Source organism: Streptomyces sp. NPDC023573 (genome assembly GCF_055559735.1).
The window spans coordinates 104,845-120,443 of the sequence record NZ_JBVHKB010000013.1 but is presented as its reverse complement, the minus strand read 5'-3'; the positions used below and the strand labels follow the sequence as shown (position 1 = coordinate 120,443).

Sequence of the window (15,599 nt, the reverse complement as noted above, 5' to 3'; positions counted from 1 at the left end):
CCTCCATGTTGATCAGGGAAGCCACCGACAAGGACTGGCCCGCCATCTGGCCGTTCTTCCATACCATCGTCGTCGCGGGCGAGACTTTCACCTACCCTGCGGACCTCGTCGAGGACGTAGCCCAGGGATGGTGGTTTCTCCCGGAGCCGGGCCGCACGGTTGTCGCGGTCGACGAGGCCGGGACCGTCCTCGGCACGGCCAAGATGAACAGGAACCACATGGGCAACGGCTCGCACATCGCCAGTGCCAGCTACATGGTCGCCCCCGAGCACTCCGGCCTGGGCGTGGGCAGGGCCCTCTGCGAGTACACGCTGGACTGGGCGCGGGCGGCGGGGTACCGCGCCATGCAGTTCAACGCCGTGGTGGAGACGAACGTCCACGCCGTCCGCCTCTACCGCTCGCTCGGGTTCGAGGTCACCGGGACTCTGCCCGAGGGGTTCAACCACCCCACGCAGGGCTATGTGGGGCTGCACATCATGCACAAGTCCCTCTGAAATCACCGGCACGGGCCGCCGGGACGGAGTTGAGCGCAGCGGCTTCCGGCCATCCTGCGGTGTCCGGCATGTCACAAGTGGCGGTGGTCTGGGCGCGGTTGGCTCACTGCTGAGGCATGGGGCGGGTGCGCCCGCTGGGACGGGGAGCACTACTGTGCGCCCCACCGCCATCCCAGCGGTGAACTCAGATGGAGGAAGAATCCATGACCATACCCAGGAGATCGTGGCGCGGCGCGGGAGCATTCGCGGCCGCCGCGGTAGTCGGCCTGGCCGGCGGAGTCCTCTCCGCAGGCCCGGCCGCAGCTCACACCCCCACCTGGGCCGTGACCTGCTCCGAAGTGACGCTCAACCTGACGGCCTACTCGGCCGAGGCCACCAACGAGGTGACCGTTTCCGTCGTGGGCGGGGACGAGCTGCTTGCCACGACCCGGTTCGGCCGCGACTTCAGCACGAAGACGCCGCTCCAGCTCCCGGAACACGACGAGGCGCTGACTGTCCGCCTCGTCGTCAAGGCCGGCGACGACGCCCAGTACTCCGTGACCGACACGAAGACCGCTCCGGTGTGTGAGAACGACACCCCGTCGCCCACCCCGACCGAGGCGACGCCTTCGGAGACTCCGAGCACGGAGCCGTCGGCCTCTGAGACTTCCGAGCCGAGTGCGACGCCGAGCGAGACCGCCACGGAGGCCGCACCTGCCCCCGCCGAGCCGAGCCCCAGCGCGCCCGACCTGGCCGAGACCGGTTCGTCCTCCACCACGCCCGTCATCGGCGGAGCCGCCGTCGCGGTCCTGCTCGCCGGGGGCGGCATCCTGTGGTCCGTCCGTAAGCGCCGCAGCGCGTAGCACTGACGCGCCCTGGGCATCCCGGCACGGCGGTGGAGGGACACCGGCGGACCGGTTGGGGGCGTACCACGACACTCCGTCGCGGTGCGCCCTCGCGGCATTCCACCGGGCGTCCCACCGCAGTGCCGCTCGCCGCTCCGTGGCCGCACCAACGCCTGCGCAGCCGGAGAATCAGGAGGGGGGACCGATCTCGCACCAGACGGCTTTGCCCTCCCCCCGGGGCTCGATGCCCCAGCGTTCGGCGACCGCGTCGAGCAGCAGCAGACCGCGTCCCGAGGTCGAGGTCTCGCCCGGAGTACGCCGCCGCGGCCAGACACTGGAGCGGTCCTGGACCGACAGCCTGATGCGCCGTACGGGTTCCGGCAGGACCTCCAGCGTCAGGACCGCCCCGCCCTCCGTGTGCAGCAGCACATTGACCAGCAGTTCCCCGGTGACCAGCTCCGCGTCGTCGGCCAGCGCGGCGAGCTCCCAGTCCGTGAGCGCCTGACGGACGATGGACCGGGCCTCCGACAGCCCCTGGGGATCCGCCTGATGGATGTACTGGTGCAGCCGGGGAGCACGCGGAGAACCGAGATCCGGGCTGCGCCGCAGGACGAGCAGTGCCACGTCGTCCCCCGAACCCCATCGCTCCCACAGCCGGTCCGACAGATGGTCGGCCAGCGCCTCGGCTCCGTCGGGCCCGTCGCTCACCTCGTGGATCAGCGCCGCGACCCCCGTGTCGACATCGGCGCCCGGTTCCTCGACCAGACCATCCGTGTACAGGACGAGGGTCTCGCCCGGAACCAGGTCGAGGCGTGTCTCCGGATACTCCTCGTCCCGGAAATCCGTGGAGATCCCCAGCGGAAGACCCCCGCGCACCTGGGGGACGCCGACCCGCCCGTCGGTATGTCTGATCAGCGGCCCGAAGTGCCCGGCGCGCGCCACGCGCACCGCGCCCGTGGCGAGATCGGCCTGGGCATACGTCGATGTGGCGAACCGGTCGGTGTCCAGCTCGGCGAGGAAGCGGGAGGCCCGCGCGAGTACGGTCGCCGGGGGATGCCCCTCCGCGGCGTACGCGCGCAGGGCGATACGCAGCTGGCCCATGATCGCCGCCGCGTGCGTGTCGTGTCCCTGGACATCGCCCACCACGACGCCGATGCGGCCTCTGGGCAGCGTGATCACGTCGTACCAGTCGCCGCCGACCTCGCGTCCGCTCCATGCCGCGTGGTAGCGGACCGCGATCTCGCCCCCCTCGATCTCCTGGATCCGACGCGGAAGCATCGCCGACTGAAGCCCGGTGGCGAATTCGCGCTCCTCGTCGAAGAGGATCGCCCGCTGCAGGGACTGGGCCACGATGGCGGCCAGCCCCAGGCACAGGATCCGCTCGTCTGCGTTGAAGACCGTGCGTTCCCGGTAGAAGAGGGCCAGCCCGCCCAGCGAGCGGGCCTGAGCAATCAGCGGGAGGTAGGCGACGGCCTGGAAATTCAGCTCCCCGATGTGCGGTTCGAGCGCCGGGTAGCGCCGGATCAGTGATCCGAGCGAGGTGATGAACCGGGGGCGCCCGCTGAGGATCGTGTCCCCGAGCGGAAGCGCGGCGTCGAGCTGTCCGGATCCCAGCCCTTCGAGAACCTCCACCGAGTCGCCGCTCAGCGCGATGATCTTGAGCGCGGAGTTCTCCACCAGCCCGAGCGCCAGCCCGTCCGCCCCGATCCCGACCAGGCCGCCCGGGCCCGTGAGCGCGGCGGTGACATCGTCCACGGTCACCGCACGCGACATCGCGGCGGTGGTGCGCTCGACGATGCTCGTCTGGCGACGGCGCCGCTTTTCCAGATCCAGCACGAAGGCCGAATGGGTGACCTCGGCCGTCGCGTCGCGCACCACACCGATGACCCGGTGTGCCCGGCCGTCCTCGGTCCGCAGGATCCGCGCCTGGACATGCGTCCACTGGCGCGACCCGTCCTTGAGGGGCACCTGGAAGTGGACGCTGTAGGAGCTGCTCCCGCCGGAGATCGCCTCATGGATCGCCGCGTCCAGGCGCGCGCTCTCCGTCGCGTCCAGCTGCTCGAGCACCGCCCCCGGCCGCGCCTCGAAGGTCGCGGGATCCAGGCCGAAGACCAACAGCCCCGCATCGTCGATGTCCAAGGTCCTGGCGTCAAGATCCCATTCGAAGCTGCCCGTCCGGTTCATGGCGAGGCGCTCCGCCGTCCCGGTCTCACCGGCGCTGCGCCGGTCGATCCGGAGCCGCGACGCCGCGTCGTCGTCTGCTCGCCGTGAAGAGTCGGTCATGCCTGCTCCGGAGGTCGTCCGGCGGGGCTGCTGGACGTCGCGGCCCGTAGATCTCAATTGTCGAGCCCGCGATGCCGGAATGCCACAGCGGTCGCCCGGGAGACCCGGCGCCGGGACCCCGCGCCGTGCGTCGCAGAATGGCACGCAGAGATCGTCCACGGCTGACCGGAGCGCACACATGAACGACGACGAGCCCGTCCTGCTGCACACCGAGGGCCATGTCCTGCACATCACCCTCAACCGCCCCCGGGCGCTGAACGCGCTCACCCACACCATGGTGCGCATCGTCGACGAGGCGCTGATCCTGGCCGCGGACGACGACGCGGTCACCGCCGTCGTGATCGGCGGAGCCGGCGGGAGGGGCCTCTGCGCAGGCGGCGACATCCGGTCGATCTACGAGGACGCCCGCGCGGGCCGACGCGCGTCCGTGGACTTCTGGCGTGACGAGTACCGGCTCAACGCCCGGATCGCCGGGTTCCCCAAACCGTACGTGGCGCTCATGGACGGCATCGTGATGGGCGGAGGGGTGGGCGTATCGGCCCATGGCGACGTGCGTGTCGTCACCGAGCGGTCACGCGTCGCCATGCCCGAGACCGGGATCGGTTTCGTCCCCGATGTCGGGGGCACCTACCTGCTGGCCGGCGCACCGGGCGAACTCGGTACCCACCTCGCACTCACCGGCCGGGCAGTTGGCGCCGCCGACGCCATCCTGTGCGGGCTGGCCGACCACTTCGTCCCGTCGCACCGCCTCACCGACCTCACCACCGCGCTCGCCGCGAGCACGACACCCGACGAGGTGACGGAGACAGTGCTGCGGTTCGCAGCCGACGCGCCGGAAGGGGAGCTGACCGCTCACCGCGTGTGGATCGACGACTGCTATGCGGCCGACACCGTCGAGGAGATCATCGACCGGCTGGCCGACAGCGGACTCCCCGCCGCGAAGGAGACCGCGGACGCCCTCCTCGCCGCCTCACCCACCGCGCTCAAGGTCACGCTCGCCGCCGTGCGGCGCGCCGGGCGGCTCAGCGGTCTCGAAGCCGCCCTCGACCAGGAGTTCCGCGTCTCCTGCCGGGCCTTCACCGGGCATGACCTGATGGAGGGCGTACGCGCCCGGATCATCGACAAGGACCGCGCCCCGCGATGGAGCCCCGCACAGCCCCGCGAGGTCACCGACGCCGAGGTCGCCCGCCACTTCGAGCCGCTCGGCGACCAGGAACTGGGCCTGGCCTCGATCTGACCCGCTTCGATCGGGGGATCCGCCTCCGCTTCGCGCGGAGACCCGGCCTCCCGTGCACCGGGTCCCCTGGCTGCCCCGCCGGGGGACCCGCTCATACGCGTACCGTCAGCCGGTCCGCCGCGCGGTCCCAGGCCCGCGGGTCCCCCTCCGGGGTGTAACGGCGCAGTTCCTGAGTGCGCGCGACCAGCCCGCGCATGTCCGGGAGCCCGCCCATCAGCCCGTGCGCCCGCGCCTGGAGCAGTACATTGCCGAGCGCGGTGGCCTCGGCGGGACCCGCGGTGACCGGCAGCCCGGTGGCGTCCGCGGTCCACTGGCACAGCAGCTCGTTGCGCGAACCTCCGCCCACCAGGTGGATCCGTGTCAGCTCTCGCCCCGCCAGCGCGGCCGCCTCGCGCAGCGTCCTGCGATGAGCCAGCGCCAGACTCTCCAGCACGCACCGCACGTACCCGCCGGGGCTGCCCGGCGTCGCCTGCCCGGTCCGGGTGAGAGCCTCGTCGATCCGCGACGGCATGTCGCCCGGCGCCAGGAACACCGGATCATCCGGATCGATCACCGCCGCGAACGGCCGTGCTCGCGCCGCGTCCGCGAGGAGACCGGCGAGCCCCGTCGGCGTACCGTCGCGCTCCCACGTCCGGCGGCACTCCTCCAGCAGCCACATGCCCATGATGTTGCGGAGGTAGCGCACCGTGCCGTCCACCCCGCGTTCGTTGGTGAAATTCGCGGCCCTCGACTCCTCGGTCAGCACCGGCGCGTCCAGTTCGAGCCCGGCCAACGACCAGGTACCGCACGACACGTACGCGAACCCCGGTTCGGTGGCGGGGACGGCGGCCACAGCTGACGCCGTGTCGTGCGAGGCGACGGCCGTCACCGGGGTGTCCTCCGGCAGACCGGTGAACCCGGCCACGTGCGGAAGCAGGGTGCCCGCCCGCTCGCCCGGCTCGCGCAGGGCGGGAAACAGCGAACGCTCCAGCCCCAGCCGCCCGATCAGCGCATCGGACCAGTCGCCGGTCCGCGCGTCGAACAGAGCGGTCGTCGACGCGTTCGTCACTTCCGCACCCACCGCCCCCGTCAGCCAGTACACCAGGAGATCAGGCATCAGCAGCAGCGTCCTGGCCGCCGGCCACTGGGCCGTCGAACGATGGGCGGCCAGCTGGAAGACCGTGTTGAACGGCAGGTGCTGCAGCCCGCCGATGCCGTACAGCTCCTGCGCGTCGAAACGCGCCATGACCTCCTCGGCAGCCTTCGTGTTGCGCGCGTCGCGGTAGTGGAACGGCAGGCCGAGGAGTGATCCGTCCGCATCCAGCAGACCGTAGTCCACGGCCCAGGTGTCCACGCCCACCGAGGCCACGGGGCCGCCGAGCGCAGCCACGCGCAGCCCGTCCAGCATGCCCTGGTACAGGGCGAGCACATCCCAGTGCAGCCCGTCGGGGAGCCGGACCGGCGTGTTGGCGAAGCGGTGTGCCTCGGTCAGCTCCAGCGTGTCGGGGCCCACCCTGCCGGTGATCACCCGGCCGCTGGTGGCGCCCAGGTCCACCGCGGCGAACACCGGGTCGTGCCGTGAAGTCGCAGACATGGAAGATTTCATCCGATCCGGGCGGAGCCGCGCCCCGGGTGTGCACGGAACAGCACCCGGGGCGCGGCGGGGTGGCACATGGTCAGCGCAGGAACGCCGCCGCCACACCGGCGTCGACGGGGATGTGGAGGCCGGTGGTGTGGGTGAGGTCCCCACCGGTGAGGGCGAAGACGGCGTTGGCCACATGCTCGGGGAGCACCTCGCGCTTGAGGATCGTGCGCTGGGCGTAGAACTCGCCCAGCTTCTCCTCCTCGATGCCGTAGGTCGCCGCGCGCTGGGCACCCCAGCCGGCCGCGAAGATCCCGGAACCCCGTACCACCCCGTCCGGGTTGACCCCGTTGACGCGGATGCCGTGCTCGCCGAGTTCGGCCGCCAGCAGGCGTACCTGATGTGCCTGGTCGGCCTTGGTGGCCGAGTACGCGATGTTGTTCGGGCCCGCGAACACGGCGTTCTTGGACGCGATGTAGATGATGTCGCCGCCGAGATCCTGGGCCCGCATCACCCTCGCCGCCTCGCGGGACACCAGGAACGAACCGCGCGCCATGATGGCGTGCTGCAGGTCCCAGTCCCGGGCCGTGGTCTCCAGCAGGGGCTTGGAGATGGAGATCCCCGCGTTGTTCACCACCAGGTCGACACCGCCGAAGGCCAGTGCGGCAGCTTTGAAAGCGTCGGCGATCTGCTCCTCGGACGTGACGTCCACGGTCACCGCGACGGCCTTGTCCGCACCGCCGAGCTCCTCGGCGACAGCCGCCGCGTTCACGGTGTTCAGATCCGCGACGACGACACACGCGCCCTCCGCGACGAGGCGGTGCGCGATGGCCTTGCCGATGCCCGATCCCGCTCCGGTGACCAGGGCGACCCGCGTGGCCAGTGCCTTGGGCTTCGGCATCCGGCGGAGCTTGGCCTCCTCCAGCTCCCAGTACTCGATCCGGAACTTCTCGGACTCCTCGATCGGTGCGTACGCGGAGACGGCCTCGGCGCCCCGCATCACGTTGATGGCGTTGAGGTAGAACTCCCCGGCGACCCGGGCGGTCTGCTTGTCCTTGCCGAACGAGAACATGCCGACACCGGGCACCAGCACGATCGCCGGGTCCGCTCCACGCATGGCGGGCGAGCCGGGAACCGCATGGCGCTCGTAGTACGCCCGGTACGCCTCCCGGTACTCCCCGTGGAGCACCTCCAACCGGGCCACCGCCTCCTCCAGCGGAGCGTCGGCAGGCAGATCGAGGACCAGCGGGCTGACCTTCGTACGGAGGAAGTGGTCCGGGCAGGAGGTGCCGAGAGCGGCGAGACGGGGGTGCTCGGCCCGCGAAAGGAAGTCCAGCACCGGCGGCGCGTCGGTGAAGTGCCCGACCTGCGGCCGGTCCCTGGACGCCAGCCCGCGGATCACCGGAGCGAGGGCCGCGGCCCGTTCCCGGCGTGCCTCCTCCTCCAGTGCCTCCCGGCCGGGAAGTACGGGGCCGAACGGCTCTGCCCTGCCGTGCTCATCGAGGAAGACCTCGGCGGTCCGGATCATCCAGAGGGCGTTGCGCTCGCACTCCTCGGAGGTCTCACCCCAGGCCGTGATGCCGTGGCCACCCAGGATGACACCGACCGCCTGCGGGTTGTTCTCCTTGACGGCCGCGATGTCGAGGCCCAGCTGGAAGCCGGGCCGTCGCCAGCCGACCCATGCGACCTTGTCACCGAAGCACTCGGCGGTCAGCTTCTCGCCGTCGGCGGCGCACGCCAGAGCGATGCCGGAGTCCGGGTGCAGATGGTCCACGTGCGCGGCCTCGACGAGCGCGTGCATCGCGGTGTCGATCGACGGGGCGGCGCCGCCCTTGCCGTGGAGGCAGTAGTCGAACGCCGAGACCATCTCGTCCTCGCGCTCCACCCCTGGGTACACCGCCCTGAGTGCCCGCACCCGGTCCAGCCGGAGCACCGCGAGACCTGCCTCGGTCAGCGTGCCGAGGTCGCCGCCCGATCCCTTGACCCAGAGCAGCTCGGCCTCACCACCGGTGACCGGGTCGGTCTCCGTCGCCTTGGCCGAGGCGTTGCCACCGGCGTAATTGGTGTTGCGGGGATCGGATCCGATCCGGTGGGCGCGCTCCAGGAGCGCGGCGACTTCGGCGTGCGTCGCGGACATCATGAGGGTTCCTTCGCGAAGAGGCGGGCGGGGCCGGACGTGGTCAGCGGGGGAGCGGGGCGTCAGGCGCCCCAGCCCGCCTGCTCACCGCCGACGCGGTCGGTGGCGATGCGTTCCTGGTTGCCGGAGGCGAGGTAGGCCGCGAACGGGTCGCGCGCCAGACCGAGCTCTTCCCGGACCTCGGCGAGCAGCGGCCGTACGTCCGTGTTGAACGCGTCCATCAGCACTCCGTTGGCGGCCAGGACATCACCGGAACGCTGCGCCTCCGTCAGCGCCTCCGCGTCGATCAGCAGTGCCTTCGCGGTCGCCTCCTGGACATTGGTGACCGAGCGGATCACAGCCGGGATCTTGGCCTCGATGTTGTGGCACTGGTCGAGCATGAAGTTGACGTTCGTCGCCGTCCGGAGACCGCCGTTCTTGACGACCTCGTGCATGATTCTGAACAGCTGGAACGGGTCGGCGGCGCCGGCCATCAGGTCGTCGTCCGCGTAGAAGCGGGAGTTGAAGTCGAAGGCACCGAGCTTTCCCTCGCGGAGCAGGAACGCGACGATGAACTCGATGTTCGTGCCCGGCGCGTGATGGCCCGTGTCGACGACGACCTGGGCCTTCGGACCGAGCTTGAGGCAGTGGGCGTACGAGGTGCCCCAGTCCGGGACGTCGGTGGTGTAGAACGCGGGCTCGAAGAGCTTGTACTCCAGCAGCATCCGCTGGTCGTCGCCGAGCCGGTCGTACACCTCGGCGAGGGCTTCGGCCAGGCGGTCCTGGCGACCCGCGATGTCGTCCTGGCCGGGGTAGTTGGTGCCGTCCGAGAACCACAGTTTGAGGTCGGGGGATCCGGTGGAGTCCATGATGTCGACGCATTCGAGCAGGTGGTCGGTGGCCTTGCGGCGGACCTTCGGGTCCGGGTGCGTGACCGAGCCCAGCTTGAAGTCGTCGTCCTGGAACACGTTGGAGTTGATCGCACCGATCCGCAGCCCGAGCTCCTCGGCGTGCCGCGTCAGCGCCGAGTAGTCCTCGACCCGGTCCCACGGGATGTGCAGCGACACCTTCGGGGCGACCCCGGTGTAGCTGTTCACCTGGGCCGCGTCCGCAAGCTTCTCGAACGGGTCGCGCGGGACGCCGGGCTGCGCGAAGACCTTGAAACGGGTTCCGGAGTTGCCGTAACCCCAGGAGGGCGTCTCGATGACCTGAGACTTCAGAGCTGCCTTGACGGCCGACACATCAGACATGAACACCTCGTAAGCAGAGTCATCCGGCGACCGGTCAGATCGGGATGTGAATCGTTTCATCCGGAACGTACGCTAGGTTTGAGCAGGGAAGTAGTCAAGCGGCCAGTCCAGATTCTTCGGAGTTTGAATCAATTCATCGCGGCGGGGGCGCGTCGCTCGAAGCGTGGGCGGAGCCGACGCGGCGGGGCCTGCCCGACGCCCGTCGGGAGCGCGAGCGCTCGCCCGGACGACCGGCGGGGAGTGTCTTCTCCGAAGCGGCCGGCCGCGGACGGCCCGCCGCGGCGGGGCCCCGGAGGACGCCCGGCCCCGTGTTCGGCCGGCCCTCCGCTCGGGGCACACCTACCGCGGCCTGGACACCGTCAGCGGCCGGAACCCGTCAAGCTCGGCTGGAGCTTCCGCACGAGAGCGAAAAGCCGGTCTTCGTTCCCCGCGAGGCCCGCGCTGCGCAGGGCTTCGTCGGCCTCCTCGATCGGGGAGGCGAGCAGCGGCATGTACAGAGGGGCGTCGGCCGGGTCGGCGAGCGCGGCGCGCGTGGCGGCCAGTAAACGGACATACGCCTGGGCCGCGGCGATTTCGGCTTCGTGCATCTCAGCATCTCCCGGTCAGAAGGTGTCGGACCGTCAAGCATCCCTCATGGGTCTGACAACGCCCTCGCGCCCGCTGTGGAGAGGCATCAGGACCGGGCCGCGGTCGGTGGTTCGACCTCCAGGAAGCGCCGTCTGCGCGGCCCGCGGTAGAGCAGGGCCGTCCATCCCAGCCGTCGCAGCACGGTGGCGCACCCGGCCAGCGCCTCCTCCTCGTCGTGCGCAGCGCCGCTTCCCGGGGGGCCGGCCCATTCGACGCGCACCGAGCCGGACGTCTCGCCCTCGCTCACGCGGTAGCCCACGGCCGACCGCTCACCGGACGGGCCGACCGCCGACGCGGGTATGCCTGCGGCCTCCAGCGCCAACGCCACGGCCCGCAGGGGCCGGTGCAGCTCCCAGGGGGCCGGCACATTTTCGGGGTCCGCTGCCCCGGCACCGGTCAGCCGCCTGATCTGGAGCAGTCCCTCGAAGGCGGTCCGCACCTCCCTGGCGCGCCCGCCCGGGGTCCCGCCGGCCTCGGGGCCGTCGCCCGTGGCGGGCTCGAACCCTCTCTCCTGTCCCTGCGACGCGCTCATGTCCTGTCCCCTCGCCGGTGCCGAGCCGTGTCGCCAAGTGTGCGCCGCTGCACCGACAGAGCACGCGCCGCCGGAATCCCGTACGCCCGTAAGCTTGGCGGAAACCGCTCACCGGAGGAAGCAGGCACGTGCCCGACGACGATCCGACAGCCGCACCCGTCACCGAACGCGCCGCCCTGCGCGCGGACTGCGCGAACTGCTTCGGCCTCTGCTGCGTCGCGCTGACGCTCACCGCATCGGCGGACTTCGCGATCAACAAGGAGGCGGGGACCCCCTGCCCCAACCTGGCGGACGACTTCCGCTGCGGCATACACACCCGGCTGCGGCCCGAAGGCTTTTCCGGCTGCACCGTGTACGACTGCTTCGGTGCGGGCCAGAAGGTGTCCCAGGAGACCTATGCCGGCCGGGACTGGCGGACGGCCGCGGACACCGCCGGGCAGATGTTCCAGGTCTTCCCGGTGATGAGGCAGCTCCACGAACTGCTCTGGTATCTCACCGAAGCGCTCACCCTGCCCGCCGCCGCGAAGCTGTACGGGGACCTCCGTGAGGCCCTCGCCACGACCGACCGCCTCACCCGGCTGCCCGCCGAAGAGCTCGCGGAACTCGACGTCTCCGCACACCGGGAGGGGGTGGCGGCCCTGCTCGTGCGCGCCGGAGAGCTCGAACGCGCCACGGTCCCCGGGCGCGAGAAGCGCAGCCGGCGAGGTGCCGACCTCATCGGCGCCCGGCTCAGGGGCGCCGATCTGCGTGGCGCCGAACTGAGAGGGGCGTACCTCATCGCGGCCGACCTGCGTGGAGCCGACCTCCGCCGAGCGGAGGTCATCGGCGCCGACTTCCGGGACGCCGACCTCTCCGACGCCGACCTCAGCGGCGCCCTCTTCCTCACCCAGGCACAGCTGAACGCGGCGCGGGGCAACGCCGCCACGAAGATCCCGGGCTCCCTGGCCAGGCCTTCCCACTGGCCGGCGGGCAGTGCCGGGAGCGCCCCGGCCCCCCGGGCCGGCCGGCGGACTCGTCGCCCTACGTGAGGGGGGTCCCGGTCCCGGTGCGCGAGCGCGGGTTCACGCGGGCGGGAGAGGGTCACAGACTTCTGACGAGGTCGTCGAGCGGCGCCGGTACCTCTTCGGGGCCGAGCGGCTCCACCAGGAGGCGGCCGTACCGGATCTTGCGGCCCTTCTTCGTGCCCAGGAAACGCCGCAACTGCTGCTGCCGGGACCGGCCGTGCTGTGCGGGCTGCCGCAAGAAGGTCTGCCAGGCCCGCAGATCGCCCTCGGCCCGGATGACCTCCTCGACCCGCGCCGTGCCCAGCGCGCGGATGAGCTCGTCCTCCAGGTCCGCCACGCACACGTAGAAGCCCCCGTGCGGAGCCCTAGCCCGCCGCAGCCCACGGTCGTAGAAGCGCTGCTCCCGCTCGTCGCACAGCCCTCGCAGGCGCAGACCGAGACCGGGCGGCCCGAGGAGCCCCGCGTAGCGGCCGATGCTCATGGCCCCGCCCATCGGTACGACGCACACCCCTTCGGCGGCGAGATCCCGGCCACGCCGTGCGGCCAGTGCTTCGACTGCCGCGAGGTCGCTCGGTCCTTCCAGCAGCACCGCCGTCCGCAGCCCCAGTCGGGCCGCCAGGCCGCTCGCCGGTTCACCGGACCCTCCGGCCGCCCAGTCGCTCACCGCGTCGCGGAATGCGCGCATGTCCGTCATGGAGCGAGTCTGCACGTCCCCCGCCCGGAACGGCACCGGATATTCGACCCCGGACGGCAGGCGCGGCGTTCTCGTCACCGAGACCGCCCGGCGAGACAGGCGGTCAGGCGGTCAGGCAAGCATTCCGGCGCGGAGCTTGCTCAGTGTGCGCGTGAGGAGACGGGAGACGTGCATCTGGGAGACGTCCAGTTCGGCGCCTATCTGCGACTGCGTCATCTCCTGACCGAAGCGCATCTCGATGATGCGGCGCTCGCGCTCGTCGAGTTCACCCAGGAGCGGGGCCAGGGCATGCAGGTTCTCCACCGTCTCCATGGCCGAGTCCGGCTCGCCCAGGATGTCGGCGAACGTACGCGACGCCTTGCCCGTGGTCTCACCGCCGTCGGTCGGCAGGTCCAGGGAGCCCGCGGTGTAGCCGTTCGAGGCGATGATGCCCTCGATGACCTCGTCCTCCGTGAGGTCCATGAAGTCGGCCAGTTCCCTGGCCGTGGGGTCACGGTCCAGGTGTGTGGAGAGTTCGTCCTTCGCCTTCGCCAGATCGACGCGGAGTTCCTGCAGACGCCGGGGGACATGGACGGCCCAGGTGGTGTCGCGGAAGAAACGCTTGATCTCGCCGACGATGTAGGGGACGGCGAAGGTGGCGAACTCGACCTCCCGGGAGAGCTCGAACCGGTCGATGGCCTTGATGAGGCCGATCGTGCCGACCTGGGTGATGTCCTCCATGTCGCCACTGCCCCGGTTGCGGAAGCGCCGCGCGGCGAACCGGACCAGGGAGATGTTCATCTCGATGAGGGTGTTGCGCGCGTACTGGTACTCGTGCGTGCCCTCCTCGAGGACCCGCAACTGCTCGAAGAACAGGGTCGACAGGGCACGGGCGTCCTTGGGGGCCACCTTGCCCGCGTCCTCGATCCAGGGCAGCTCACCGACGCGCCCCCGCGAAGCCTCCGTAGCCGACGTCTCGTCAGCCGATACGGTTCCGGCAGTCTTTTCAGGAATCACTGCGTTCCCACCCTCCCTGGTTCTGACGCACTTTCTGACCAGCCCCTGCCCCGCCCCGATGGGCCTATGCCCGAGGAACACGAATTTTCTTGCTGTGTGGAAACTGTTGTCCCTGGACATCGTAAGATGAGCATGCCGGCCACCGGTGCGACCTGCAGGGCGCGCCGCGCTGGATCGGGTACAGGACCCGTACGCTGGAGGCCGACGGCCGGGGCCCACAGACGGTCCGGGTCTCGGCGCAGCACGATGAGAAACAGGATCACGTGGACAGATTCGCTGCCGTCGAGCGGGAGCTGCGCAAGGCCGCACCCCATCTGCTCCTCGACGTCGTCACGGCGGCTCTGCGGGAGCAGTGCGACGTACAGAGTGTGGAACTGCGGCTCGCCGACTACGGCATGACCACGCTCCAGGTGGTGTCGGAGGCGCCGCTCGCCGAGCCGGTGCCCATCCATGACAGTCCGCAGGGGCGCGCCTTCGGGGCCCAGGAACCGTTCGTGGAGCCCCTGACCACGCCTGGAGCGACGACCGCACACCTGCCTGTGACCGTCCGGGGCGACCGGCTCGGCGTCCTCACCGTCACGGCACCGGAGAGCAGCTGCACGCAGACGGGCCTGGCGGGGATGCAGCAGATCTGCGAAGCGCTCGGCCACGAGATCCTGGTCGCCGAACGGGACACCGATCTCTACCTGCTGGCCCGCCGTGCCACCCGGCTGACCCTGGCGGCCGAGATGCAGTGGCAACTGCTGCCCGGCCGCTCCGTCTCCCGCCCCGAATTCGCGCTGGGCGCTCATCTTGAACCCGCGTACGCGATCTTCGGCGACAACTTCGACTGGTCGGTCTCCGCCCATCACCTCACGCTCACCGTCACCAACGGCATGGGCAAGGGGATGGAGGCGGCCCTGCTGACCAACCTCGTCGTCAACGCGCTGCGCAACGCCCGGCGCGCCGGCCTCGACCTCCCGGGCCAGGCCAGCCTCGCCGATCAGGCCGTCTACGCCCAGCATCGCGGCGCGCTGCACGCGTCGGTCCTGCTGCTCCGCTTCGACCTGGCGACGGGGGAGGTGGAGGCCGTGGACGCGGGGTCCCCCCGGATGTGGCGGCTCAGGGGTCGCGCCGTCGAGTCCCTCGACTTCGACGCGCAGCTCCCCCTGGGCATGTTCGAGGAGACGGAGTACGTCGCGGAGCACCTGCGCGTGGAACCCGGCGACCGGCTGCTGATCGGCAGCGACGGTGTCTACGAGACCGCGTCGGCGGCGGGGGAGCGCTACGGGCAGCGTGCCCTCGCCCGCTCGCTGTCCGCGCACCGCTTCCTGCCGTCCGAGCAGGTGCCGCTGGCGGTGCTCCGCGATCTGCGGGACTACCGAGGGGCCACACCGCTCGACGACGACGCCCTCGTGGTCTGCCTGGACTGGTTCGGCCGGCAGTCCGCCGCGGGTGAAACGCCCGCGTGACCGACGCCTTCGGGCCGAAGAGCGGTCGGCCGGTTCCTACCCGGTCGACCGCAGGGGTCTCGCACTGCCGCTGTCCTGCCCCGAGGCCGCGTTGCGGAAGGCCCTGAGCCCTTCGAGGAGCGAACGCCGCGCCTTGGCCGGCATGGCGTCGATCGTGGACATCAACACCTCCTCCCTGCGCGTACGCAATTCGACGAGGTACGCCTTGCCGTGGCTGGTCAGCCGGAGCTCCAGCTCCCGGCGGCTCACCGGGCTGGGGGCGCGCTCCACGAATCCCGTGGCCTGCAGTCGGTCGCACAGCCTGCTGACCGAGGGGGAGGCCGATCCCAGGGCTTCGGCGAGCATCCGCAGATTGATGCCCTCCTCGCGGTCCAGCGTGTACAGCACGCGAAGCTGGGAAGGAGAGACCGGGCCCGTCGGCGCGGCCTCACGTCCGTGCTCCCAGAGGACCTCGAGGAGTTCGACGAACTCGGAACCCTCACGGGCCGCATCCCGGGACCGCTGGTCGGCTTCGGGGTTCAGGCCCATAT

14 protein-coding genes are annotated in these 15,599 nt (G+C 70.9%); 5 read left to right on the top strand and 9 right to left on the bottom strand.

The window, feature by feature from the left end:
- The first annotated feature begins 5 nt into the window (after positions 1-5).
- Entirely contained in the window at positions 6-494 is a 489-nt protein-coding gene (locus ACZ32T_RS32190; protein ID WP_467274032.1) for a GNAT family N-acetyltransferase, read from the top strand.
- Positions 495-697: 203 nt separating this feature from the next.
- On the top strand, positions 698-1,336 hold the full coding sequence (locus ACZ32T_RS32185) for an LAETG motif-containing sortase-dependent surface protein (protein WP_467370650.1): 639 nt from the start codon (positions 698-700) through the stop codon (positions 1,334-1,336).
- 171 nt (positions 1,337-1,507) lie between these two features.
- Here ACZ32T_RS32185 and ACZ32T_RS32180 read toward each other — a convergent pair whose 3' ends face one another.
- Positions 1,508-3,601: a SpoIIE family protein phosphatase gene (locus tag ACZ32T_RS32180; RefSeq protein WP_467370648.1), complete on the bottom strand. Its 2,094-nt coding sequence runs from the start codon at positions 3,599-3,601 to the stop codon at positions 1,508-1,510.
- A gap of 178 nt (positions 3,602-3,779) precedes the next feature.
- On the opposite strand from ACZ32T_RS32180, the gene ACZ32T_RS32175 reads away from it, so the two are divergent.
- The gene (locus ACZ32T_RS32175; RefSeq protein ID WP_467274039.1) at positions 3,780-4,838 is read left to right on the top strand and encodes an enoyl-CoA hydratase/isomerase family protein; all 1,059 of its coding nucleotides are present in this window, start codon (positions 3,780-3,782) and stop codon (positions 4,836-4,838) included.
- 91 nt (positions 4,839-4,929) lie between these two features.
- Here ACZ32T_RS32175 and ACZ32T_RS32170 read toward each other — a convergent pair whose 3' ends face one another.
- The 5 genes from ACZ32T_RS32170 to ACZ32T_RS32150 all read right to left on the bottom strand — a co-directional run bounded on the left by ACZ32T_RS32170 (position 4,930) and on the right by ACZ32T_RS32150 (position 10,924).
- Complete coding sequence (locus tag ACZ32T_RS32170; protein WP_467274041.1) at positions 4,930-6,411, bottom strand: rhamnulokinase; 1,482 nt, start codon at positions 6,409-6,411, stop codon at positions 4,930-4,932.
- Between the two features lie 82 nt (positions 6,412-6,493).
- On the bottom strand, positions 6,494-8,539 hold the full coding sequence (locus ACZ32T_RS32165; protein WP_467274043.1) for a bifunctional aldolase/short-chain dehydrogenase: 2,046 nt from the start codon (positions 8,537-8,539) through the stop codon (positions 6,494-6,496).
- A 59-nt stretch (positions 8,540-8,598) separates the two neighbouring features.
- On the bottom strand, positions 8,599-9,765 hold the full coding sequence (gene rhaI / locus ACZ32T_RS32160) for an L-rhamnose isomerase (RefSeq protein ID WP_467370646.1): 1,167 nt from the start codon (positions 9,763-9,765) through the stop codon (positions 8,599-8,601).
- Positions 9,766-10,124: 359 nt separating this feature from the next.
- Entirely contained in the window at positions 10,125-10,352 is a 228-nt protein-coding gene (locus ACZ32T_RS32155) for a hypothetical protein (RefSeq protein WP_362940567.1), read from the bottom strand.
- Between the two features lie 86 nt (positions 10,353-10,438).
- Positions 10,439-10,924, bottom strand: a complete 486-nt coding sequence (locus ACZ32T_RS32150; RefSeq protein ID WP_467370644.1) for a hypothetical protein — start codon at positions 10,922-10,924, stop codon at positions 10,439-10,441.
- Between the two features lie 128 nt (positions 10,925-11,052).
- Here ACZ32T_RS32150 and ACZ32T_RS32145 point away from each other — a divergent pair, with 128 nt between their 5' ends.
- Complete coding sequence (locus ACZ32T_RS32145; protein ID WP_467274050.1) at positions 11,053-11,952, top strand: pentapeptide repeat-containing protein; 900 nt, start codon at positions 11,053-11,055, stop codon at positions 11,950-11,952.
- Between the two features lie 52 nt (positions 11,953-12,004).
- On the opposite strand, the gene ACZ32T_RS32140 is transcribed toward ACZ32T_RS32145, so the two are convergent.
- Positions 12,005-12,622 carry a TOPRIM nucleotidyl transferase/hydrolase domain-containing protein gene (locus ACZ32T_RS32140; protein WP_467274052.1) on the bottom strand — a complete coding sequence of 206 codons (618 nt, stop codon included), beginning with the start codon at positions 12,620-12,622 and terminating at the stop codon, positions 12,005-12,007.
- Between the two features lie 111 nt (positions 12,623-12,733).
- Positions 12,734-13,618: a SigB/SigF/SigG family RNA polymerase sigma factor gene (locus ACZ32T_RS32135; protein ID WP_467274054.1), complete on the bottom strand. Its 885-nt coding sequence runs from the start codon at positions 13,616-13,618 to the stop codon at positions 12,734-12,736.
- Positions 13,619-13,881: 263 nt separating this feature from the next.
- Between ACZ32T_RS32135 and ACZ32T_RS32130 the strand changes: the two genes are divergently transcribed.
- A complete protein-coding gene (locus ACZ32T_RS32130) occupies positions 13,882-15,069 on the top strand; it encodes a PP2C family protein-serine/threonine phosphatase (RefSeq protein WP_467370642.1) in 1,188 nt (395 codons plus the stop codon).
- Between the two features lie 36 nt (positions 15,070-15,105).
- Here ACZ32T_RS32130 and ACZ32T_RS32125 read toward each other — a convergent pair whose 3' ends face one another.
- Positions 15,106-15,597: a MarR family winged helix-turn-helix transcriptional regulator gene (locus tag ACZ32T_RS32125; RefSeq protein WP_467274057.1), complete on the bottom strand. Its 492-nt coding sequence runs from the start codon at positions 15,595-15,597 to the stop codon at positions 15,106-15,108.
- Positions 15,598-15,599: the final 2 nt, after the last annotated feature.